This is a genomic window from Streptomyces sp. NPDC058955 (genome assembly GCF_042741435.1).
Taxonomy (GTDB): Bacteria; Actinomycetota; Actinomycetes; order Streptomycetales; family Streptomycetaceae; genus Streptomyces.
On the sequence record NZ_JBHYKM010000062.1, the window covers coordinates 23,198 to 45,903 of the forward strand.

Genomic DNA, 22,706 nt, shown 5'->3' on the forward strand with positions numbered 1-22,706 from the left:
GTTCACGCGCCTTCGGTCACCGCCGTACGCGGCAGGCCGAGGCTGAGCAGGGCGGTGAGGGCGTAGGCGCCGAGGACCCACGGGAGGGCCGCCGCGACGGACAGGTCGGCGAAGTAGGCGGTGCCGACGACGGCCGCGCCGAGGGCTCCGCCGAACTGCTGGGCGGTGGAGAAGACCCCGGAGGCGCCGCCGGCGAGTTCGACGGGTGCGGCGGAGAGCACGATGTTCACCAGCGGGACGACGAGGAGTCCGAGCCCGGCGCCGGCGACGACGAGGCCGGGGACGAGCGGCCAGGCGGCGGTGGCGTGCGGGGACGCGTGCTCCATGGCGTACCAGACCCAGCCGTAGCCGGCGCCCATCAGGACCGCGCCGACGGCGGGGACGTACCGGCCGAGCTTCACGGCGAGCGGTTCGGCGACGGGCGCGGTGAGGAAGCCGCCGGCGGAGAAGGCGACCATGAGGACGCCCGCCTGGGTCGGGGTGTAGCCCTGGCCGCCCTGCAGCCACAGCGCGAGGACCAGGAAGAAGCCCTGCATGCCGAGGGCGAAGAGGAGCTGGACGGCGAGGCCGAGGGAGAAGGCCGGGACGGTGAGGACGCGGCGCGGGATCACCGAGCCGCGGGCGGCGACGCCGGCCACCGCGAGGGCGCCGGCCGCGAGCACGCCCCAGCCCCACAGCGGCCAGTCCCACTCGCGGCCCTGGACCAGCGGGAGGACGACGGCGACCAGGCCGGCGGCGAGGACCAGGCTGCCGAGGACCGGCGGGCGGGTCGTGGAGCGCTCGCGGGTGGCCGGGACGAGGACGACGGCGGCCGCGAGGGTGAGGGCGGCCACGGGGACGTTCACCAGGAAGACCGTGCGCCAGCCGAGGCCGAGGAGGTCGGCGTCGGTGAGGACCCCGCCGAGCAGCAGGCCCAGCGCGGAGGCGAGGCCGGCCACGGCCCCGTACATCCCGAAGACCTTGCCGCGCTCCCGGCCCCGGAAGAGGCTGTGGAAGGAGCCGAGGACCTGCGGCATGAGGACGGCGGCGGCCACCCCCTGCACGGCGCGGGCGGCGATCAGCTGGCCGGGGGTCTGGGCGAGTCCGCAGGCCAGGCTGGCGAGGCCGAAGGCGGCGGTGCCGGCGAGGAAGAGCGGGCGCCGGCCGTGGCGGTCGCCGAGCCGGCCGGCGACGACGAGGGTGGCGGCGAAGCCGAGGAGGTAGGCGGAGACCGTCCACTGCAGGGCGCTCTCGGAGGCGCCGAGGCCCTGCCCGAGGGAGGGCAGGGCGACGTTGACGATCGTGACGTCGACCAGATCCATCAGGGCGGCGGTCATCATGACGGCGGCGGCGGCCCAGCGGCGCGGGTGGGCGGTGTCGGCGACGGGGGCGCTCGACACGGTCAGGGACGGCATGGGAACCCCTCCAGGGCCTCATTGAATATTTCGTTCGTGCGAACGAAATAAAGATCCCACGCCCCGAGCGGTGATCACAAGTCTTTCGTTCGAGCGAACGAAATGAATTTTGCTAGGCTGCCGCCATGAGCGAGCAGACCCAGGACGGGCAGGACGGCCAGAACGGGCAGGACGGCCGGGAGCGGGCGGAGGTCGTCGCCGCGCTGACCACCGCCGGCCGCGACTCCAGCGCGGCCTCGGTCGCCTTCCACACCGCCATCGCCGCCCGGCAGGACCTGGGCGCCACCGAGACCAAGACGCTCGACCTGCTCGAACGGCACGGCCCGCTCACCGCGAAGGAGCTGGCCGGGCACTCCGGCCTCGCCCCCGCCTCCGTCACCGGCCTGGTCGACCGCCTGGAGCGCAAGGGGTACGTCCGCAGGGTGAAGCACCCGACGGACAAGCGCCGGGTGCTGATCGAGCCCCGCCCCGAGAAACTGGCCGAACTCGCCCCGCTCTTCGACGACTGGGCCCGCGAAGTGCACGAGCTGTACGAGGAGTTCAGCACCGCCGAACTGCGCACGGTGCTGCGCTTCCTGACCGGCGCCACCGAGCGCCAGCGCGCCGCGACCCGCCGCCTCGCGGACCCGGAGGACTAGCAGACCGGGCGGGCGAGCCGGAGGACCGGGCGGGCGAGCCGGGAAGACGGGCGGGCTACGCCCCGTACACCGGCTGCGGCGGCTCCGCGAGGGCCAGGAGTTTGCGGGCGGTCTCCCCCGCTTCCGCCGGGGTCCTGCGGCCGCCGCTGGACTCGCCCGGGCCCGGGCGCCAGCCCTCCATCACCGTCAGCCGGCCGCCCTCGGCCTCGAAGACCCGGCCGGTGACGCCCGCCGAGCCCGCCGAGCCGAGCCAGACCACCAGCGGGGAGACGTCCTCGGGGAGCGCCTGGAGGCCGTCGAAGACCCGCTCGGTCATCCGGGTGCGGGCGGCCGGGGCGACGGCGTTGACCTGCACGCCGTACCGGGCGAGTTCGGCGGCGGCGACCAGGGTGAGGCCGACGACGGCCGCCTTGGCCGCCGCGTAGTTCCCCTGCCCGACGCTGCCCAGGAGCCCCGCGCCGGAGGTCGTCTGCACGACCCGCGCCTCGGGCGTCCGCCCCGCCTTCGCCTCGGCCCGCCAGTGCGCGGCGGCGTACCGCAGCGGCAGGAAGTGCCCCTTGGCGTGGACGCGCATCACCGCGTCCCAGTCCTTCTCGTCGAGGTTGACCAGCATCCGGTCGCGCAGGAAGCCGGCGTTGCAGACCAGGGTGTCGAGCCGGCCGAAGGCGTCGAGGGCGGCGGCGACGAGCGAGCCGGCGCCCTCGGTGGAGGCGATGTCGCCGCCGTGGGCGACGGCCTCGCCGCCGGCGGCCCTGATCTCCTCGACGACGGCGGTGGCCGGGCTGTCGGGTCCGGGCGTGCCGTCGAGGCCGACGCCGAGGTCGTTGACGACGACCCGGGCGCCCTCGGCGGCGAAGGCGAGCGCGTGCGCCCGCCCGAGCCCCCGGCCCGCTCCGGTCACGACGACCACGCGGCCCTCACAGATCCCCATCTCGGTTCTCCCTCACGGCTGTCGCGACGCCACGGTCGCTCCGGTACGGACCAGCGGCGGCACCCCGGCGCGACCGGAAGGCCGTTCCGACCGGGACGGGCACGCCCCTCCCCGTCCGGCCCGTCGGCTGCTACCTTCCTCACCGGGAAGCCGCCTAACAAACGTTTGGTGGGAAAATAGCGGACGCGCTCCCGCGTGTCTGCACCCCGCGCCCGACCGAACCCCTTTCCCCCTCAGCAAGGGAGTCCGCATGTCCCTGTCGAGACGCGCACTGCTGACCACCGCCGGAGCCGCCGCCCTCGTGGCGTCCGTCGCGCCGTCCGCCGCCGCCGCTCGCCCCCGGACCACGAGCCCGATCCGCCAGATCCCGCTCCAGGGCGCGGTGAACGTCCGCGACCTGGGCGGATACCCCACCTACGACGGCGCGCGGGTCCGGCAGGGCCTCGTCTACCGGGCCGACCACCTCGGCAAGCTGACCGACGCCGACGTGACCACGCTCGGCGGACTCGGGCTGTCCGGGGCCATCGACTTCCGGATCCCGATGGAGGTCGGGTACGACGGGGCCGACCGGCTGCCCGCCGGGGTCACCGCCGTCTCCCGGCCGGTCACCGACAACGGCCTCTTCGGGCAGCTGCTCGCCGCGATCGGCTCGCGCGACCCGGTGCGGCAGGAGGAGATGCTGGGCGGCGGCCGCGCCGCGGCCTTCATGGCGGACGTCTACCGCACCTTCGTCACCGACGCGGCGAACCGGGACGCCTTCGGGCGGACCCTGCGCGAGCTGGCCGCGCCCGGCGCGGGCCCGGTGCTCTACCACTGCACCTCGGGCAAGGACCGCACCGGCTGGACGAGTTGGCTGGTCCTGCGGCTCGTCGGGGTGCCGGAGCGGCTCGCCACCGAGGACTACCTGGCCTCCAACACGATCCGCGCCGCACACGACGCCCGGGTCCGCGAGGGCCTGAAGGCGGCGGGCCTGATGCAGAACCCGGAGCTGATCGTGCCGCTCCAGGAGGTCCGCCTGGAGTACCTGGACGCGGCCCTCGCGGAGGTCCGCTCCGGCTACGGCGGCCTGTACCGCTATGTGACGGCCGGCCTGGGCCTGGACCTGCGCACCCTGACGGGTCTGCGGGAGCGGCTGGCCGGCTGACGCGGGTGCGGCGCGGCCCGTGCGGGGGCCGCGCCCGCCCGCGTACGACGCCCCCTGCCCGCCCGGCACGGGCGACGGCCGGGCGGGTCAGGCGCGTACGGCGATCCCGTCCAGGACCATCGACAGGTACTGGCGGGCGATCTCCTCGGGGCCGTGGTGTCCGCCCGGCCGGTACCAGGAGGCCGCGACCCAGACGGTGTCGCGGAGGAAGCGGTAGGTGAGCCGGATGTCGAGGTCGGCCCGGAACACGCCGTCCGCCACCCCGCGCTCCAGCGTGCCGAGCCACGCCTTCTCGAACCGGCTCTGCGAGTCCGCGAGATAGGCGAACCGGGGCAGGTCGGTGAGGTGCCGGGACTCCTTCTGGTAGATGGCGACGGCGGCGCGGTGCCGGTCGATCTCGCGGAAGGACTCGGTCACGAGCGCCTCGACCGTCTCCCGGGGGCCGAGACCGGCGGCGAGGACGGCGTCGTACCCCTCCCACAGCTCGGTGAGGAAGGTGGAGAGGATCTCGTCCAGCATCGACTCCTTGGAGTCGAAGTGGTAGTAGAGGCTGCCGGCGAGCATGCCGGCGGCGTCCGCGATCTTGCGGACGGTGGTGGCGTTGTAGCCCTGGGCGGCGAACACCTCGGCGGCGGTGTCGAGGAGTTCGCGGCGCCGCTCGGGCGCGGCGGCGTTCACCTGGTTCTTCTTCTTGGTCGCTGACACCCGCCCATTGTCGTCGGTCCGGGGCGGCCGGTGGCGGGCTCAGCCGTCCTCGCGCGGCGGGGCGTCGTCGTTGCCGCGCCGCAGGGTGCGCGGCGCGCGCCCGGGGCGCCAGGTGGTGAAGCAGATCTCGTCGCCCTCCACCCAGGTCCGTACGACCTCGGCGGGCTCCACCCGGAAGAGGTGGAAGGGCAGCGGCGCCCCGGCCTCCGCGGCGTACCGCGCGACCTCGGCGGGGTCGGTGACCTCGACGGCCCGCCCGGAGATCCGGACGTCCCCGCCGCCCATGTCGGTGCCGGCGCCGGGGTTGGCGAGCAGCGAGAACCGGGGGTCGCGCCGCAGGTCGAGCGCCTTCCGCGAGTTCGGCATCATGCCGAGCCACAGCTCGCCGCCCCGGAAGTCGGCCTCGATGCCGCTGAGCCGCGGCGAGCCGTCCTTCCGGAGGGTGGCGAGGGCGTGGTGGGTGTACTGCCCGAAGCGCTCCCGCACGGTGGCGGCGAGGGCGGGTTCGGCGGCCTCGAAGGCCGCCCAGGTGAGGGTTCCGGTGTCAGGCATGATCCCAGGAAACACCGGATACCCGCCATCTTCTGTCTGGATTGCTCCGGGCGTTCAGAAGCGGTCGGACACCGGCCCACCCCACCGCGCCGCGGGAGCGGTCAGGCATCCGCCCGGCCCGCCCCGCCGGCCCGGGGCAGCGGTCAGGAACCCGCCCGCTCCGCCTTGCTCCGCTCCACGCAGAACTCGTTGCCCTCCGGGTCGGCCATCGTCGCCCAGCCCGTCCCGTCCGGCCTCCGGTGGTCGCCGATCAGCCTCGCCCCGAGCGCGAGCAGCCGCTCGACCTCCTCGTCCCGGGTCCGGTCCTGCGGCTGGAGGTCGAGGTGGACCCGGTTCTTCACCGACTTCCCCTCGGGGACCCGGATGAAGAGCAGCGAGGCGCCCGCCGACTCGACGGTGGCCTCGGGGTCCCCGGGGTGGTCGTCGTCGGCGAGCCTGCCGTCCAGGACCTCCGCCCAGAACGAGGCGAGGGCGTGGGCGTCGGCACAGTCGATGGTCACGTGGCGTACGAGAGAGCTCATGGCGTCATGATCCCCGGCGGCCGGGACGGCGGCCAGGGGATCGCGACGACCCGTCACCCGCCGGCGTCCGCCAGGCCCTTGCCCTCGGTGGCGGCGACCAGGGCGGCCAGCGAGGAGCGGGCGCCCTGGAGGTCGGATATCCGGGCGTCGATCGCGTCGAGCCGGGCCACCAGGAGGGGGCTGAGGCAGGGCTCGATCTCCGCCTCGCTGCCGCAGACGCAGTCGAGCACCTCGGAGATGACCCGGGTGGGGAGGCCGGCGCCCAGGAGGGCGCGGATCCGGCGGACCACGGCCGGGGCGTCGGGGCCGTAGCGGCGCTGGCCGCCCGGCGTGCGGTCCGGGACGAGCAGGCCCTGCTCCTCGTAGTAGCGGAGCAGCCGGACGGCGACGCCGGTCTCCTTCGACAGCTCACCGATCTTCATGCGGTCCCCCACCCTTCACGCGATCCCCCGATCTCCATGTGACCCCCCTCACAGCGCCCGGTCGGAGCTTGAAGCTCACATCCATGTGAGCTCCTAGCGTCTCCCCCATGACGACGCACACGAACGACTCGAACACCTCCATCCTCTCCGACACCTTCCGGATCGGCGGCGATCTCCCGGTCCGCCGCATCGGCTACGGCACCATGCGGCTCGCCGACGGCCCCGGGGACCCCACCGGACCCGAGGCGCGGATCTGGACGGCGCCGGCCGACCGGGCGGCGGCGGTCCGGCTGCTGCGGACGGCCGCCGAGGCCGGGGTGACGCTCTTCGACACGGCGGACGCCTACGCCCTGGGCGCGGGCGAGGACCTGCTGGCCGAGGCGCTCGCCCCGTACGGGGACGAGGTCGCCGTCGCGACCAAGGTGGGCGTGGTGCGGCCCTCCCCCACCGAGTGGGTGCCGCTCGGCCATCCCGCCTATCTGCGCCAGCAGGCCGAGCTGAGCCTGCGCCGGCTGCGCACCGAGCGGATCGACCTGCTCTATCTGCACCGGCTGGACGAGAACGTGCCGGTGGCCGAGCAGGTCGGGGCCCTGCGGCGGCTCCAGGAGGAGGGGAAGGTCCGGCACATCGGCCTCTCCGAGGTGACGGTGGCGCAGCTGACCGAGGCCGAGGCGGTGGCGCCGGTCGCGGCGGTGCAGAACCTGTACAACCTCGCGGCCCGCGACCACGAGGCGGTCCTGGAGCACACCGCCGGGCGCGGGATCGCGTTCGTGCCGTTCTTCCCGGTCGCGATGGGCGGGCACACGGGTCCGGACGGGCCGGTCGCCGAGGTGGCCCGCGAGGTCGGGGCCACCCCGTCGCAGACGGCGCTGGCCTGGCTGCTGCACCGGGCGCCGCACGTCCTGCCGATCCCCGGCACCTCCTCCGAGCGCCATCTGAAGGAGAACCTGGGCGCGCTGGACGTACGGCTCACGGACGCGCAGTTCGCCCGCCTGTCGGCCGCGTCGGCGTCATGACCGGACGATGCCCTGGGCGCGGGCGGCGGTGAGCCAGCGGGGGAACTCGGCGACCAGCCGGTCGTACAGCTCCGCGTCCGCGATCCGGCCGGGGTCCTTCCCGGCGTGGAAGAAGCCGGAGTTGTCGACGCACCGCCGCTCGGGGACGGCGAGTTCGTCGAGCCGGCGCAGGAAGTCGAACTGCTTGCTGCCGGGGTCGCCGAAGCCGACGAACTGCCAGAAGAGCGGCAGCCGGGCCGCCTTGCAGACGTACCGCTCGGCGGCCAGCCGGTTGATCGGCCCGCCGTCGGTCTGGAAGACGACGAGGGCGGGCGCGGTGGCCCCGCTGTCGAGGTAGTGGTCGATGACCGCGTCCATGGCGAGGTGGTAGCTGGTCTTGCCCATGTGACCGAGCCCGGAGACGATCCGGTCGACCCGCCCCTGGTGGTCGTCGAGCCGGATCTCGGTCTCGGCGTCGACGTCGGTCGAGAAGAAGACGACCGGCACCCGGCCGTCGTCGTCGAGCTGGGCGGAGAGCCCGAGGACCCGGTCGGCGAGGGCCTGGACGCTGCCGTCGTTGTAGTAGGGCTTCATCGAGCCGGAGTAGTCGACGACCAGGTACACGGCGACGCGCTGCCCGTCGACGCCGTGCCGGCGCAGCGACTCCCCGGCCGTCTTGTACAGACTGACCAGCGCGGGCGCGGTCTCCTCGACCTTGCGCAGGCTCAGTGCCATGTCAGCGCTCCCCCTCGGCTCTCTCGGCCTTCTCGGCCCTCTCGATGTCCGCGAGCATGGCGTCGGCCAGGTCGCGTTCGGCGGCGTGGTACCGCTCGGCCCAGGTGAGGGCGAGCAGCGGGTACGCCCACGCCTCGTCCGCCCCGGCCTCGGCCGCGTCGGCGGCGGCGCGCCGGCGCAGGGTCTCGGCGTGGTCGCGGTGGCCGGCCAGGATCTCGCGGATCCGGGCGGGCTCCAGGAGGTGGCCGAGCCAGAGCCGCAGCAGCGGCCCGTGCTTGAGGACGGGCGGATCGACGGGGGCGGTTCCGGCCCAGGCGCGGACGGCGGCCAGGCCCTCGCCGGTGATGCGGTAGACCCGCTTGTCGCGGCTGCCGGATTCGGGGGCGACCAGGCGGGAGGTGGCGTATCCGGCGGTCTCCAGGCGGCGCAGCTCGCTGTAGACCTGGCTGAAGGACGGGCTCCAGTAGAAGAGCCCGAGCGAGCGGTCGGCCCATTTCTTGACGTCGTAGCCGGACAACTCCCGTCCGAAGGAGAGCAGTCCGAGCACGGCCCAGCTCGTCGCGGGAAGTCCCGGCACGGTCGCGTCGTCGTCCTCCACGTCCACCACGGGCGGCAGTCTACGGCCCTTCCCCCTCCTCTCTATGCCTGCTAGAAGTATTTCGACTAGGCATACGAGCCATCAACGGGAGGAGCAGCCCGTGAAGTTCTCCATGATCTTCGAAGCACAGCTCGTCGACCCGACCCCCGCCCGCGAGCACCAGGTGCTCCGTGACTGCGTCGAACAGGCCGTCCTCGCCGAGGAGATGGGCTTCGACCGGATCTGGGCGGTGGAGCACCACTCCCTCACGCGGTACGCGCACATGAGCGCCTCCGAGATCTTCCTGACCTGGGTGGCGGCCAGGACCGAGCGGATCCGCGTCGGGCACGGCGTGGTCACCATGCCGTTCGGCTACCAGCATCCGGTCCGGACGGCCGAACGGACCGCGATGCTCGACGTCCTGTCCGGCGGGCGGGTCGACGTCGGTGCCGGGCGCGGCGCGACCCGTCAGGAGATGCGGATGTTCGGGGTGCGGCCCGAGGACACCCGCGCGCAGACCGAGGAGGCGCTGCGGATCCTCGCGGCGGCCTGGCGGGAGGAGGAGTTCACGTGGCGCGGCACGCTGGACATCGGCCCGGGCGCGGTGCTGCCCCGCCCGGTCCAGACCCCGCACCCGCCGCTCTTCATGGCCTGCTCACGGCACGACTCGGTCCGGCGGGCGGCCGAACTCGGCGTCGGGGCGCTGGTCCTCGGGTTCGCCGGCGCCGAGGACGTGCGGGCGATGCGGGAGGTGTACGACGCGGCCCGCGCCGCCCGCGACGGCTCCCTCTTCGTCTCCACGGAGGTCAACGACCACTTCTCGGCGCTCTGTCCGACGGTCGTCCTGGACGACGCGGCCCGCGCGCTGCGGCTCGGCACCCGGGGCCAGCGCTTCTTCGCCGAGTCGATCGCCCACTGGTACGCGGGCGGGCCCGCCCCCACCGGGTACGCGGAGGACGAGGACCACGCCGGGGCGCTCGCCGAGCAGCGGGAGAAGCTGGTGGCCCGGCTGCACGAGGCGGACGTGCCGGCCCGGCCGGTGGACACCGGCACATACCACACCGACCACGCCTACGGCGACGCGGAGACGGCGATCGCCTACGTGGAACGGCTCCGGGACATCGGCGTCGACGAGGTGATGTGCCTGATCCAGATGGGCACGGTGCCGCAGGAGGTCTGTCTGGAGACCATCCGGCAGTGGGGCGAGCGGGTCATCCCGCGCTTCCGGGCCGGGGCGGCACACCACGACGCCCGCCCCTGAGTCCTTGGTCGGGGACGGGGCGGGCGTCGTTCGGTTCCGTACGCCGTTGTACGGGACGTTCGGTGGGGCCGGTCAGACCAGCAGGGAGCGGTCCGTCGGGCGGATCGGGGCCGGCAGGGAGCTGGCGCCGGTGAGGTAGCGGTCGACGCCGCGGGCGGCGGAGCGGCCCTCGGCGATGGCCCAGACGATCAGCGACTGGCCGCGGCCGGCGTCGCCGGCGACGTAGACGCCGTCGACGTTGGTGGCGAACTCGGCGTCGCGGGCGATGTTGCCCCGCTCGTCGAGGTCGACGCCGAACTGGGCGACCAGGCCGTTCTGGACGTCGGTGCCGGTGAAGCCCATGGCGAGGGTGACCAGCTGGGCGGGGATCTTCCGCTCGGTGCCGGGCTTCTGGGTCAGCTTGCCGTCGACGAACTCGACCTCGACCAGGTGGAGGTACTGGACGTTGCCGTCCTCGTCGCCCTCGAAGTGGGTGGTGGAGACGGAGTAGACCCGTTCGCCGCCCTCCTCGTGCGCCGAGGTGACCTTGTAGAGCATGGGGAAGGTCGGCCAGGGCTGGTTGGCGTTCCGCTCCTCGCCCGGCTTCGGCATGATCTCCAGCTGGGTGACGGAGGCCGCGCCCTGGCGGTGGGCGGTGCCGACGCAGTCGGCGCCGGTGTCGCCGCCGCCGATGACGACGACGTGCTTGCCCTCGGCGCTGATCGGCGAGGCCACGAAGTCGCCCTCGACGACCTTGTTGGCGAGCGGCAGGTACTCCATCGCCTGGTGGATGCCCTTGAGCTCGCGGCCCGGCACCGGCAGGTCGCGGGCGGTGGTGGCGCCGGCGGCGACCACGACCGCGTCGAACCGCTTGCGCAGGTCGGTGGCGGTGACGTCGCGGCCGACCTCGACGCCGGTGCGGAACTTGGTGCCCTCCGCGCGCATCTGCTCGATGCGGCGGTTGATGTGCCGCTTCTCCATCTTGAACTCGGGGATGCCGTAGCGCAGCAGGCCGCCGATGCGGTCGGCGCGCTCGTACACGACCACGGTGTGGCCGGCCCGGGTCAGCTGCTGGGCGGCGGCGAGGCCGGCCGGGCCGGAGCCGATGACCGCGACGGTCTTGCCGGAGAGGCGCTCGGGCGCCTGCGGCCTGACGTCGTTGGCGTCCCACGCCTTGTCGATGATGGAGACTTCGACGTTCTTGATGGTGACGGCCGGCTGGTTGATGCCGAGCACGCACGCCGACTCGCACGGAGCCGGGCACAGGCGGCCGGTGAACTCCGGGAAGTTGTTGGTGGCGTGGAGGCGCTCGGACGCCGCCGACCAGTCCTCGCGGTAGGCGTAGTCGTTCCACTCGGGGATCAGGTTCCCGAGCGGGCAGCCGTTGTGGCAGAACGGGATGCCGCAGTCCATGCAGCGGCCGGCCTGCTTGCTGATGATCGGCAGCAGGGAGCCGGGGACGTAGACCTCGTTCCAGTCGCGGACGCGCTCCGCGACGGGGCGGGTCTCGGCGACCTCGCGGCCGGTGGTGAGAAAGCCCTTCGGGTCAGCCATGGGTCGCCGCCTCCATCATCTTCTCGGTGGTCTCCCGCTCGGAGAGACCGGCGAGCTCAGCGGCGTCCTTGGCGGCGAGCACTGCCTTGTACGTGGTCGGGATGATCTTGCTGAAGCGGCTCACCGCCGCGTCCCAGTCGGCCAGGAGCTTCTCGGCGACGGTGGAGCCGGTCTCCTCCTGGTGGCGGCGCACGACGTCGTGCAGCCACGCCTTGTCGGCGTCCGACGGGGCCTCGATCGCGCCCTGGTTGCCGGAGTTGACGTGGTTCCGGTCGAGGTCGATGACGTAGGCGACGCCGCCGGACATGCCCGCCGCGAAGTTGCGGCCGGTCTCGCCGAGGACGACCGCCGTGCCGCCGGTCATGTACTCGCAGCCGTGGTCGCCCACGCCCTCCGAGACGACCAGGGCGCCGGAGTTGCGGACGCAGAACCGCTCGCCGGTGCGGCCGCGCAGGAAGAGCTCGCCGCCGGTGGCACCGTACGCGATGGTGTTGCCCGCGATGGTGGAGTACTCGGCCAGGTGGTCGGCGCCCCGGTCCGGGCGGACGATCACGCGGCCGCCGGAGAGGCCCTTGCCGACGAAGTCGTTGGCGTCGCCCTCCAGGCGGAGGGTCACGCCGGCCGGCAGGAAGGCGCCGAAGGACTGGCCGGCGGAGCCGGTGAAGGTGAGGTCGATGGTGTCGGCCGGGAGGCCGGCGCCGCCGAACTTCTTGGTCACCTCGTGGCCGAGCATGGTGCCGACCGTGCGGTTGATGTTGCGGATCGCGACCTGGGCGCGGACCGGCTGGGCCTGCTCGGCGGAGGCGGCGTTCAGCGCCTCGGCGGCGAGCTGGATCAGCTCGTTGTCGAGCGCCTTCTCCAGGCCGTGGTCCTGCTCGACCAGGGCGTGGCGGACCGCGCCCTCGGGCAGCTCCGGCACGTAGAAGAGCGGCTCCAGGTCGAGGCCCTGCGCCTTCCAGTGGGAGACGGCCCGGCTGGTGTCGAGCAGCTCGGCGTGGCCGACGGCCTCCTCGATCGTGCGGAAGCCCAGCTCGGCGAGGAGCTCGCGGACCTCCTGCGCGATGAACTCGAAGAAGTTGACGACGTACTCGGCCTTGCCGGAGAAGCGGTCGCGGAGGACCGGGTTCTGGGTGGCGATGCCGACCGGGCAGGTGTCGAGGTGGCAGACGCGCATCATGACGCAGCCGGAGACGACGAGCGGCGCGGTCGCGAAACCGAACTCCTCGGCGCCGAGCAGCGCGGCGACGACGACGTCGCGGCCGGTCTTCAGCTGGCCGTCGGTCTGGACGACGATCCGGTCGCGCAGGCCGTTGAGCAGCAGGGTCTGCTGGGTCTCGGCGAGGCCGAGCTCCCAGGGGCCGCCCGCGTGCTTCAGCGAGGTCAGCGGCGAGGCGCCGGTGCCGCCGTCGTGGCCGGAGATGAGGACGACGTCCGCGTGGGCCTTGGACACGCCGGCCGCGACCGTGCCGACGCCGACCTCGGAGACCAGCTTCACGTGGATGCGGGCCGACGGGTTGGCGTTCTTCAGGTCGTGGATCAGCTGGGCCAGGTCCTCGATGGAGTAGATGTCGTGGTGCGGCGGCGGCGAGATGAGGCCGACGCCGGGCGTCGAGTGACGCGTCCTGGCGACCCACGGGTAGACCTTGTGGCCGGGCAGCTGGCCGCCCTCGCCGGGCTTGGCGCCCTGGGCCATCTTGATCTGGATGTCGTCGGCGTTGACCAGGTACTCGGAGGTGACGCCGAAGCGGCCGGAGGCGACCTGCTTGATCGCGGAGCGGCGCGCCGGGTCGTACAGGCGGTCCGAGTCCTCGCCGCCCTCACCGGTGTTCGACTTGCCGCCGAGCCGGTTCATGGCGATGGCGAGGGTCTCGTGCGCCTCCTGGGAGATGGAGCCGTACGACATGGCGCCGGTGGAGAAGCGCTTGACGATCTCGGAGACCGGCTCGACCTCGTCGATCGAGATCGGGGTGCGGCCCTCGGTGGCGAAGCCGAACAGGCCGCGGAGCGTCATCAGGCGCTCGGACTGCTCGTTCACCCGGTCCGTGTACTTCTTGAAGATGTCGTACCGCTTGTTCCGCGTGGCGTGCTGGAGGCGGAAGACGGTCTCCGGGTCGAAGAGGTGCGGCTCGCCCTCGCGGCGCCACTGGTACTCGCCGCCGATCTCCAGGGCGCGGTGCGCGGAGGCGATGCCGGTGGCCGGGTACGCCTTGGCGTGCCGGGCGGCGACCTCCTTCGCGACGACGTCCAGGCCCGCGCCGCCGATCTTGGTGGCGGTGCCGTTGAAGTAGCGGGCGACGAACTGCTCGTCGAGGCCGACGGCCTCGAAGACCTGGGCGCCGCGGTAGGAGGCGACGGTGGAGATGCCCATCTTCGACATGACCTTGAGGACGCCCTTGCCGAGGGCGTAGATCAGGTTGCGGATGGCCTGCTCGGGCTCGATGTCCGACAGGAAGGTGCCGGCGCGGAGCAGGTCCTCGACGGACTCCATGGCCAGGTACGGGTTGACCGCCGCGGCGCCGTAGCCGATGAGCAGGGCGACATGGTGGACCTCGCGGACGTCACCGGCCTCGACCAGCAGGCCCACCATGGTGCGCTGCTTGGTGCGGATGAGGTGGTGGTGGACGGCCGCGGTGAGCAGCAGCGACGGGATCGGCGCGTGCTCGGCGTCGGAGTGCCGGTCGGAGAGGACGATCAGGCGGGCGCCGCCCTCGATGGCCGCGTCGGCCTCGGCGCAGATGGCGTCGATGCGGGCGGCGAGGGCCTCGCCGCCGCCGGAGACCCGGTAGAGGCCGGAGAGCGTGGCGGCCTTCATGCCCGGCATGTCGCCGTCGTGGTTGATGTGGATGAGCTTGGCGAGCTCGTCGTTGTCGATCACCGGGAAGGGCAGGGTGACCGAGCGACAGGAGGCCGCGGTCGGGTCGAGCAGGTTGCCCTGGGGGCCGAGGGAGGAGCGCAGCGAGGTGACGAGCTCTTCCCGGATGGCGTCCAGCGGCGGGTTGGTGACCTGCGCGAAGAGCTGGGTGAAGTAGTCGAAGAGCAGCCGGGGGCGCTCGGAGAGGGCCGCGATCGGCGAGTCGGTGCCCATGGAGCCGATCGGCTCGGCGCCGGTGCGGGCCATCGGGGCGAGGATGACGCGGAGTTCTTCCTCGGTGTAGCCGAAGGTCTGCTGGCGGCGGGTGACCGAGGCGTGGGTGTGCACGATGTGCTCGCGCTCGGGGAGGTCGGAGAGCTCGATCTCCCCGGTCTCCAGCCACTCGGCGTACGGCTGCTCGGCGGCGAGGCCGGCCTTGATCTCGTCGTCCTCGATGATGCGGTGCTCGACGGTGTCGACGAGGAACATCTTGCCGGGCTGGAGGCGGCCCTTGCGGACGACCTTGGCGGGGTCGATGTCGAGGACGCCGACCTCGGAGGAGAGGACGACGAGGCCCTCGTCGGTGACCCAGTAGCGGCCGGGGCGCAGGCCGTTGCGGTCGAGGACCGCGCCGACCTGGACGCCGTCGGTGAAGGTGACGCAGGCGGGGCCGTCCCAGGGCTCCATCATCGTGGAGTGGTACTGGTAGAAGGCGTGCCGCGCGGGGTCCATGGAGTCGTGGTTCTCCCACGCCTCGGGGACCATCATCAGGACGGCGTGCGGCAGCGAACGGCCGCCGAGGTGGAGCAGCTCCAGGACCTCGTCGAAGGAGGCGGTGTCGGAGGCGTCCGGGGTGCAGATCGGGAAGATCCGCTCCAGGCCCTTGCCGGCCTTGCTCGCGCCGAAGACGTCGGTGGCGAGCTGGGCCTCGCGGGCGGTCATCCAGTTGCGGTTGCCCTTGACCGTGTTGATCTCGCCGTTGTGGGCGACGAAGCGGTACGGGTGGGCGAGCGGCCAGCTCGGGAAGGTGTTGGTGGAGAACCGGGAGTGGACGAGGGCGATGGCGGAGGCCAGACGCCGGTCCGACAGGTCCGGGAAGAAGGGCTCCAGCTGCCCGGTGGTGAGCATCCCCTTGTAGACGAGGGTGCGGGCGGAGAGCGACGGGAAGTACGTCGCGGCCTCGCGCTCGGCGCGCTTGCGGAGCGCGAACGCCTTGCGGTCCAGCGCGATGCCGGTGGACTCCCCGTCGGTCACGAAGACCTGGCGGAAGGCCGGCATGGTGGAGCGGGCGGTGGCGCCGAGCAGGCCGGGGGCGACGGGGACCTCGCGCCAGCCGAGGACGGTGAGGCCCTCGTCGGCGGCGATCGTCTCGATCGCGGCGGCGGTCTCGTCGGCGCTGTCGACGGGGAGGAAGGCGGTGCCCACCGCGTACGCGCCGGCCGCGGGCAGCTCGAAGTCGGTGACCTCGCGGAAGAAGGCGTCCGGGACCTGGAGCAGGATGCCGGCGCCGTCTCCGGAGTCGGGCTCGGAGCCGGTGGCGCCGCGGTGCTCGAGGTTGCGCAGTACGGTCAGCGCCTGCTCGACCAGCGCGTGGCTGGCCACACCGGTGAGGGTGGCCACGAACCCGACACCACAGGCGTCGTGTTCGTTACGGGGGTCGTACATCCCCTGGGGGGCGGGGCGACCGTCCATGGGCGACCAGGCGTCGGAACGCATCGGCTCTCCCGTCGTCGTCGTGGCATATGCAGATGCCGAGGGACGACGTTGGCCCTCCGCGAAATTTCGTGCAGGTTACATGATGGCGCGCTTCTCGCCTAGCGGATAGCTCGTTCCAGCATGCGGACACCTCCGACACGGAGCGGTGGTGCGCGTTCACCTATTTTCTCGGGATGCGGGGACAGTGACTGCACCGTGACTGATCCGCGGGGGACGGGACCGTACCGGTCCGTCCGGGCAGGGCCTCATTGCCCCACGACGCTTCTGCCTCTTTCCCGCTGGTCACGGGTTCGAAACCGCCGGGTAACCGGCTACATATGTGGCGTCCTGCATAGTGTCTCACCGCCGCGCGGGTTGCGACCAGGGATATTCGTCACAGCGAGAATGCGGCCTACGCCCTGAAATGTCACCCCGAAAAGTCCGAAAGGCCCCGCGTGGGGGCCTCTCGGGCTTCTGCGGTGGTACGGATTCCGTTCCGCCGGTCACGCGGGGAGACCGGCGGTCACGGGCGTCGGGGCCGCCCCCTCGGGAGGGGCTAGACGGCCGCGCCGATGAGCATGCCGAGCCCGTAGGTGACCGCCGCGGCGGCACCGCCGAGCACCAGCTGGCGCAGACCGCTGAACCACCAGCCGCGCGCGGTGACCCGGGCGACCAGCGCGCCGCAGGCGAAGAGGCCGAGGAGCGCGAGCAGCACGGCCGGCCAGAGCGCGGTCGCGCCGAGCAGGTACGGCAGCAGCGGCAGCAGCGCGCCGAGCGCGAAGGAGCCGAAGGACGAGACGGCGGCGACGACCGGCGACGGCAGGTCGTCGGGGTCGATGCCCAGCTCCTCGCGGGCGTGGATCTCCAGCGCCTGCTCGGGGTCCCGGGAGAGCTGCATCGCGACCTCGCGGGCGAGCGCGGGCTCGACGCCGCGGGAGACGTAGAGGGCGGCCAGCTCCTCCATCTCGTCGATCGGGTGCTTGCGCAACTGGACGCGCTCCACGTCCAGTTCGGCCTGGACGAGCTCGCGCTGCGAGGCGACGGAGGTGTACTCGCCGGCCGCCATGGAGAAGGCGCCCGCCGCGAGTCCGGCGAGCCCGGTGACGACGATCGTCTGAGAGGAGACGGAACCGCCGGCGACACCGGTCATGAGGGCGAGGTTGGAGACCAGGCCGTCCATCGCGCCGAAGACCGCGGGCCGCAGCCAACCGCCGTTCACGTCACGGTGGGTGTGGTTGTCGCGGTGGGCCTCGTGCAGTGGCGCCTGGGCTTCGATGATGGACATGGCTCTCCCCTCGTTCCGGCGGGCCGGTCGCGTCCGCCGCCCCCGACGCACTCGAAAATACGCCCGATGTAAGGGTCCCGCCAGCAAGGCAGGCCGTACTTAGTAAGGCCCGCCTCAGTGTGGTGACCCTTCCCTGACCTCCCGTCACCTCCCGCTTCCCCACGGACAGACGGGTGACAGAGGCGGTCCACCGGCGAGTCGTCCGCCCGCCGTGGCACAGATCCAGGCGAAGGGGTACCGCCGAAGAGGTGCCCGCACCGAGGAAGGGGCGCGGAGATGGTGACCACGACATGCGACACCCGGGAACGGGCGAGGGGGGCGCTGCTCGGCCTCGCCGTCGGCGACGCGCTCGGCGCCCCCGCCGAGAACATGAAGCCCTCCGAGATCCGCCGCAGGTGGGGGCGGATCGAGGGCTTCCTGACGGACCGTCCGGCGGGCACCGACGACACCGAGTACGCGATCTTCTCGGCGCTGCTGCTCGCCCGGCACGGCTCGGCGCTCACCGTCGCCCACGTCGAGCGGGCCTGGCACCGCTGGATCGCCGACCTCGACGAGGGCCCCTTCCGCGGCGCGGGCTTCTCCGAGCGCGGCACCCTGGAGAACCTCCGCCGGGGCCTGGCGGCCCCCATCTCCGCCCAGCACCGGCACGCGTGGTCGGACGGACTGGCCATGCGGGCCGCGCCCTTCGGCGTCTTCGCGGCCGGCCGCCCGGCGGAGGCGGCCCGGCTCGTCGCCATCGACGGCAGCGTCAGCCACGAGGGCGAGGGCATCTACGGCGGCCAGGCGGTGGCGGCGGGCGTCGCGGCGGCGATGTCCGGCGCCGGCGTCACGTCCGTGATCGCGGCGGCCCTGTCGGTGATCCCCATGGACTCCTGGACGGCCCGCTCGCTGCGGCGCGCGGTGGTCGCGGCGCAGCGCGTCCAGCCGGACCCGCTCACCCGCGAACGCCAGGTCCGCTCGGCGGTCGTCATCGGCGGCTACCCCTGGACCGACCTGGCCCCGGAGGCCGTCGGCCTCGCCTTCGGCGCCTTCGCGGCGGCGCGCGGCGACTTCCGCACGGCGGTCCTGACGGCCGTGAACATGGGCCGTGACGCCGACACCACGGCGGCGGTGGCCGGCGCGCTGGCCGGCGCGGCGGGCGGCCTGACCGCCATCCCCGAGGAGTGGGCCACCGCCATCACCCCCGTGACCGGCAGCTGCCTCCCCACCATGCGCGGCTACCACGTCCTGGACGTAGCCGACCTCCTGACCGAAGAGGACCCCCGATGAGCGCCGACCTGACCACGACCACCCCGACCACAGCCGGCGCTCCCGCACCCGCCGTGCCTGCCGGCCCCGCTCCCGCACCAGCTGTGGGCAGGCGTTCCGCGGGGCGTGGGGGTGCCCCCTCCGGGGGAGGGTGGGCACAGCCCCCGATGCCGGGCTCCGCTCCGGCGACCGACGCCCCGCCGGACCTCCCCCCGGTGCCGGGCACCGCCGAACAGGCCCCCGCGCCGCACGGCACCGGCACCTGGCGCGCCCCCCAGGAGGCACCCCAGAGGCCGGCCGCCCAGGCCAGAGGCGACCGCGAAAAGATCGAGGGCCTCCTCCTGGGCCTCGCCGCAGGCGACGCCGCCGGCTGGCCCGCCGCCCGGCACCGCGCCGCCCGGATGCCCGAATGGACCCGCCGCCTCACCCGCGAACTCGACACCTTCGCGGAGCAGAACGCGACGACCACCCTCCCCGTCCCCATCGCCCTGAACCAGCCCCCCGAGCCCCTCCGCCTCGGGCCCTCCGACGACGCCGAGTGGGCGGCGTTCACCGCGGAGGCGGTCCTGGCCGCCGCCGGCCCCCTCTTCGCCGCCCTCCCCCGCGAGCGCCGTCTCCGCGCCGCCGTGGACCTCGCCTGGAACCACCTCGCCGGCCAGGTCGCGGCCGCCGCCGACCGCGCCCCCGAGATCGAGTCCGCCGTCCTCCCGCTGCGCGCCCGGATCTCGGTCCGGGCCGGCCTCGGCAATCTGGCCACCGGTCTGCGCCCGCCGGCCACCGGCCACGACAACCCGCACTACTTCGACGACGCCGCCTGCGTCCGGGCCGCCGTCCTCGCCGTCGTCCACCCCGGCGACCCGCGCGCCGCCGCCGAACTCGCCGAGTTCGACGCCCGGTACACCCAGGACGGCGACGGCGTGCACGGCGCCCGCGCCACCGCGGCGGCCGTCGCCGCGGCCCTCGGCGGCGCGGACGCCGACACCGCCGTGGCCGCCGCGCTCGCCGAACTCCCGCCCGTCACCGAGATCGGCCGCAACGCCCGGCAGGCCGTGAAGCTGGCCCGTACCGCCGACTCCGCCTTCGAACTGGTCCCGCTCCTGGAGCACCAGATCGTCGACCACGTCTACAGCTACGGCATCGCCGCCGCCGAGACCGTCCCGGTCGCGCTCGCGCTGACCGTCGCCGCGCGCGGCGCGATGACGGCCGCGGTCCCGGCCGCGGCCTGCCTCTCCCGGGTCGCCGACTCCGCGCCCGCCCTGGCCGGCGCGCTCACCGGCGCGCTGGGCGGCGGCCGTTCGGTCCCGGCGAGCTGGCGGGACGCCTGCCGGACGCTCTCCGGCTGCGCGCTCCCCCGGCTCGCCGGCACGGACCTGGTGGAACTCGCCGGGCTGCTGGGAACCACGGAACCGGCGCCCCCAGGTGGACAATTCCGACATGACACCCACACTGGATGACCGGATCAGCGGAAGTCTCCTCGGTGCCGCGGTGGGCGACGCCCTCGGCGGCCCCGTGGAGGGGTACACCCCCGAGCAGATCGCCGAACGCCACGGCGGCCGCGTCACCGGCGTCGTCGGCCCCTGGAACGGCGACTCCTGGCGCACTGCCCGCCCCATCGCCCCGTACCACAAGGGCGACGGGCACGTCACCGACGACACCCTGATGACCCACGCGCTGATCCGGGTGTACGAGAAGGTCCGCGACCACCTCGACGCGTACGCCGTCGCGGACCACCTCGTCCCCGAACTCATGGGCACCCCCGTGTGGATCCCCGAGCTGGAGGCGGAGGCCCTCCCCCTCCAGCGGATCTTCCTCGCCGAGAAGTGGATCGTCGCCCGCCTCCACTACGGGCACCACGACCCCCGCGAGGCCGGCACCGGAAACATCGTCAACTGCGGCGCCGCGATGTACATGGCCCCCGTCGGACTGGTCAACGCGGCCGACCCGCACGGCGCCTACGCCGAGGCGATCGACGTCGCGGGCGCCCACCAGTCCTCGTACGGCCGCGAGGCGGCGGGCGTCTTCGCGGCGGCGGTCGCGGCGGCCTGCGTCCCCGGCGCCACCCCGCGCACGGTCGTCGACACCGTCCTCGGCCTCGCCAAGGACGGCACCCGCGCCGCGATCGAGGCGGTCGCCGAAGTCGCCGACCGGCACCGCGACTTCGAGTCCGCGCTCGTACCGCTCCGCAAGGCGGTCGCCCCGTACGACTCCGTCGGCCCCGACTACCGCAACCCCGGCCTCGACGCCCGCCGCCCCTCCCGCCTCCACTCCATCGAGGAGCTGCCGATCGCGCTCGGCATGCTGCTGGTCGGCGAGGGCGACTACCGCCGTACGGTCCTGGGCGCGGTCAACTACGGCCGCGACTGCGACTCCATCGCCACCATGGCGGGCGCGATCGCCGGCGCCCTGCACGGCGAGGCGGCCGTCCCCACGGACTGGGCGAAGCAGGTGGCGGAGGCCAGCCGTCTCGACCTGCACGCCCCGGCGCGGGCCCTGACCGCCGTGGCCCACGAGGTCTTCGCCCGCGACACCGCCCGCCGCCGCGCCCACGAGTCCGCCCGCGCCGCCCTGACGGACCCGTCCCGGTGACGGACACCGACCCCGCCGCCGTCCGCCTCACCTGGGTGCAGCCCGAGGACCTCGTCGGGCACGAGCTGCGCCTGGCGGCCGAGGACGGGCGGGACGCGCGGGAGATCGCGGCGCGCTGGTACGCCGCCGGCGGGGACCCCGCACCGCCGGCGGCCGGCGCCTCGCCCGTCCCCCGGCCGGACCTGCGGCCGCTCGCCGAGGAGCTGCTCGACGAGCTGGCCGCCCTCCCCTCCCCGCTCGCCGCCGACGAACCCACCGCCCTCGACGCGATCGTCGCCGCCTGCCCCGACCGGCCCGCCCCGTCCCCCGGGGCCACCGCGGACCCCGCCCTCCGGGACCGTCTGCACGCCGCCTGGCTCGGGCGGGCGGCCGGCTGCCTGCTCGGGAAGCCCGTCGAGAAGCTGCCGCTCGACGCGATCCGCGCGCTCGCCCGGGCCGCCGGGAACTGGCCGCTCGACGACTGGTTCACCGCCCGCGGCGTCCCGCCGGAGCTGCTTGCCGCCCACCCCTGGAACCGCCGCTCCGCGGCCACCTCGCTCGCCGAGACCATCGACGGCATGCCCGAGGACGACGACCTCAACTACCCCCTCCTCGCCCTGCTCCTCCTCCGCCGCCACGGCCGCGGCTTCAGCACCGCCGACGTGGCCCGCCTCTGGCTCGACGAACTCCCCGCCGGCCGCACCTTCACCGCCGAGCGGATCGCCTACCGCAACCTCCTCGACGGGGTCGAACCACCGCTGACCGCCGTCCGCCGCAACCCCTTCCGGGAGTGGATCGGCGCCCAGATCCGGGCCGACGTCCACGGCTGGACCCACCCCGGCGACCCCGCCGCGGCCGCCGCCCAGGCCCACCGGGACGCCGTCCTCAGCCACACCGGCTGCGGCGTCCACGGCGCCCTCTTCGTCGCCGCCACCGTGGCCGCCGCCGCGGGCGGCACCACCGACGTCCACCGGGCGCTCGCCGCCGGACTCTCCGTCGTCCCGCCCCGCTCCCGGCTCGCCGAGGCCGTCCGGTACGGCATCGCCGCCGCCCGCACCACCCCCCGGTTCGACACCGTCGTCGACCGGCTGCACGCCCGGTACGGCGGGTACCACTGGGTCCATGCCGTGCCGAACTCCGCGCTCCTCGCCGCCGCCCTCACCCACGCCGACGGCGACTTCACCCGCTCGATCTGCGCGGCCGTCTCCGGCGGCTGGGACACCGACTCCAACGGCGCCACCGCCGGCTCGGTCGCCGGCCTCCTCGCCGGCCACCCGGACCGGCTGCCGGACCGCTGGACCTCCCCGCTGAAGAACCGGCTCGCCACCTCGGTGCCGGGCTTCGACGGCACCGGCTTCGACACCCTCGCCGACCTGACCCACCTGGAGGCAGTACGCCCATGACCAGCATCGTGGTGCTCGGGAGCACCAACATGGACCTCGTCGCCTACGTGGCGAAGGCCCCGGCGCGCGGCGAGACCGTCACCGGCCGCGCGTTCCGCACGATCCCCGGCGGCAAGGGGGCCAACCAGGCGGTCGCCGCCGCCCGCCCCCGGGGCGGGGGGGTCCAGAAGTTCCGCCGGGGGCGGGCCCGACAAAGGGCCAAGCGGGCGGGGGGCGCGGGGGGCTCCTGCCGCGCCGACCCCCATTAAGGT

The 22,706-nt window shown here is 73.9% G+C and carries 19 protein-coding genes and 1 pseudogene; 9 read left to right on the forward strand and 11 right to left on the reverse strand.

The genetic code is table 11. The features are described from left to right. Positions 1–2 precede the first annotated feature (2 nt). Positions 3–1,394 (reverse strand): MFS transporter, encoded by a 1,392-nt coding sequence (locus ACFW1I_RS22835; RefSeq protein WP_384672859.1) that lies wholly within the window; start codon positions 1,392–1,394, stop codon positions 3–5. A 125-nt stretch (positions 1,395–1,519) separates the two neighbouring features. Here ACFW1I_RS22835 and ACFW1I_RS22840 point away from each other — a divergent pair, with 125 nt between their 5' ends. After that, positions 1,520–2,032, forward strand: a complete 513-nt coding sequence (locus ACFW1I_RS22840; RefSeq protein WP_384672861.1) for a MarR family winged helix-turn-helix transcriptional regulator — start codon at positions 1,520–1,522, stop codon at positions 2,030–2,032. Between the two features lie 55 nt (positions 2,033–2,087). Here the strand turns inward: ACFW1I_RS22840 and ACFW1I_RS22845 are convergent, their stop codons facing one another. After that, positions 2,088–2,963: an SDR family oxidoreductase gene (locus ACFW1I_RS22845; RefSeq protein ID WP_384672863.1), complete on the reverse strand. Its 876-nt coding sequence runs from the start codon at positions 2,961–2,963 to the stop codon at positions 2,088–2,090. A gap of 250 nt (positions 2,964–3,213) precedes the next feature. Here ACFW1I_RS22845 and ACFW1I_RS22850 point away from each other — a divergent pair, with 250 nt between their 5' ends. Further along, positions 3,214–4,107, forward strand: a complete 894-nt coding sequence (locus ACFW1I_RS22850; protein WP_384672865.1) for a tyrosine-protein phosphatase — start codon at positions 3,214–3,216, stop codon at positions 4,105–4,107. An 87-nt stretch (positions 4,108–4,194) separates the two neighbouring features. On the opposite strand, the gene ACFW1I_RS22855 is transcribed toward ACFW1I_RS22850, so the two are convergent. The 4 genes from ACFW1I_RS22855 to ACFW1I_RS22870 form a co-directional block, all read right to left on the reverse strand. Continuing rightward, positions 4,195–4,812 (reverse strand): TetR/AcrR family transcriptional regulator, encoded by a 618-nt coding sequence (locus tag ACFW1I_RS22855; RefSeq protein WP_384672868.1) that lies wholly within the window; start codon positions 4,810–4,812, stop codon positions 4,195–4,197. A gap of 39 nt (positions 4,813–4,851) precedes the next feature. Next, on the reverse strand, positions 4,852–5,364 hold the full coding sequence (locus ACFW1I_RS22860) for a pyridoxamine 5'-phosphate oxidase family protein (RefSeq protein WP_384672870.1): 513 nt from the start codon (positions 5,362–5,364) through the stop codon (positions 4,852–4,854). Between the two features lie 143 nt (positions 5,365–5,507). Continuing rightward, positions 5,508–5,885: a VOC family protein gene (locus ACFW1I_RS22865; RefSeq protein ID WP_384672872.1), complete on the reverse strand. Its 378-nt coding sequence runs from the start codon at positions 5,883–5,885 to the stop codon at positions 5,508–5,510. A gap of 53 nt (positions 5,886–5,938) precedes the next feature. Beyond that, the gene (locus ACFW1I_RS22870) at positions 5,939–6,307 is read right to left on the reverse strand and encodes a MerR family transcriptional regulator (RefSeq protein WP_384672875.1); all 369 of its coding nucleotides are present in this window, start codon (positions 6,305–6,307) and stop codon (positions 5,939–5,941) included. A gap of 107 nt (positions 6,308–6,414) precedes the next feature. Here ACFW1I_RS22870 and ACFW1I_RS22875 point away from each other — a divergent pair, with 107 nt between their 5' ends. Beyond that, positions 6,415–7,323, forward strand: coding sequence for an aldo/keto reductase (locus ACFW1I_RS22875; protein ID WP_384672876.1), 909 nt, complete (start codon positions 6,415–6,417; stop codon positions 7,321–7,323). Here the strand turns inward: ACFW1I_RS22875 and ACFW1I_RS22880 are convergent. Both ACFW1I_RS22880 and ACFW1I_RS22885 read right to left on the reverse strand, forming a co-directional pair. Beyond that, positions 7,318–8,037 (reverse strand): VWA domain-containing protein, encoded by a 720-nt coding sequence (locus tag ACFW1I_RS22880; RefSeq protein ID WP_384672878.1) that lies wholly within the window; start codon positions 8,035–8,037, stop codon positions 7,318–7,320. The genes ACFW1I_RS22875 and ACFW1I_RS22880 overlap by 6 nt on opposite strands. Position 8,038: 1 nt before the next feature. Continuing rightward, the gene (locus ACFW1I_RS22885; protein WP_384672880.1) at positions 8,039–8,644 is read right to left on the reverse strand and encodes a PadR family transcriptional regulator; all 606 of its coding nucleotides are present in this window, start codon (positions 8,642–8,644) and stop codon (positions 8,039–8,041) included. A 91-nt stretch (positions 8,645–8,735) separates the two neighbouring features. Between ACFW1I_RS22885 and ACFW1I_RS22890 the strand changes: the two genes are divergently transcribed. Then, complete coding sequence (locus ACFW1I_RS22890; protein WP_384672883.1) at positions 8,736–9,875, forward strand: LLM class flavin-dependent oxidoreductase; 1,140 nt, start codon at positions 8,736–8,738, stop codon at positions 9,873–9,875. A 72-nt stretch (positions 9,876–9,947) separates the two neighbouring features. Here ACFW1I_RS22890 and ACFW1I_RS22895 read toward each other — a convergent pair whose 3' ends face one another. From ACFW1I_RS22895 to ACFW1I_RS22905, 3 genes are all read right to left on the reverse strand, one after another. Then, on the reverse strand, positions 9,948–11,408 hold the full coding sequence (locus tag ACFW1I_RS22895; protein ID WP_384672886.1) for a glutamate synthase subunit beta: 1,461 nt from the start codon (positions 11,406–11,408) through the stop codon (positions 9,948–9,950). Next, positions 11,401–15,975, reverse strand: a complete 4,575-nt coding sequence (gene gltB, locus ACFW1I_RS22900) for a glutamate synthase large subunit (protein WP_384672888.1) — start codon at positions 15,973–15,975, stop codon at positions 11,401–11,403. The genes ACFW1I_RS22895 and gltB overlap by 8 nt, the downstream gene beginning before the upstream one ends. Before the next feature lie 535 nt (positions 15,976–16,510). Further along, positions 16,511–17,239 (reverse strand): VIT1/CCC1 transporter family protein, encoded by a 729-nt coding sequence (locus ACFW1I_RS22905; protein ID WP_384672891.1) that lies wholly within the window; start codon positions 17,237–17,239, stop codon positions 16,511–16,513. Positions 17,240–17,515: 276 nt separating this feature from the next. Between ACFW1I_RS22905 and ACFW1I_RS22910 the strand changes: the two genes are divergently transcribed. The 5 genes and pseudogenes from ACFW1I_RS22910 to ACFW1I_RS22930 all read left to right on the forward strand — a co-directional run. Continuing rightward, on the forward strand, positions 17,516–18,508 hold the full coding sequence (locus ACFW1I_RS22910; protein WP_031002607.1) for an ADP-ribosylglycohydrolase family protein: 993 nt from the start codon (positions 17,516–17,518) through the stop codon (positions 18,506–18,508). Between the two features lie 146 nt (positions 18,509–18,654). After that, positions 18,655–19,941: an ADP-ribosylglycohydrolase family protein gene (locus ACFW1I_RS22915; protein ID WP_384672893.1), complete on the forward strand. Its 1,287-nt coding sequence runs from the start codon at positions 18,655–18,657 to the stop codon at positions 19,939–19,941. After that, positions 19,922–21,073 carry an ADP-ribosylglycohydrolase family protein gene (locus tag ACFW1I_RS22920; RefSeq protein WP_384672895.1) on the forward strand — a complete coding sequence of 384 codons (1,152 nt, stop codon included), beginning with the start codon at positions 19,922–19,924 and terminating at the stop codon, positions 21,071–21,073. Before ACFW1I_RS22915 ends, ACFW1I_RS22920 begins: the two co-directional genes overlap by 20 nt. Further along, a complete protein-coding gene (locus ACFW1I_RS22925) occupies positions 21,070–22,455 on the forward strand; it encodes an ADP-ribosylglycohydrolase family protein (RefSeq protein ID WP_384672897.1) in 1,386 nt (461 codons plus the stop codon). The genes ACFW1I_RS22920 and ACFW1I_RS22925 overlap by 4 nt, the downstream gene beginning before the upstream one ends. Continuing rightward, positions 22,452–22,610 (forward strand): annotated as a pseudogene (locus tag ACFW1I_RS22930) (PfkB family carbohydrate kinase); the annotation flags it as partial. The gene ACFW1I_RS22925 and the pseudogene ACFW1I_RS22930, both read left to right, overlap by 4 nt. Between the last annotated feature and the right edge of the window lie 96 nt (positions 22,611–22,706).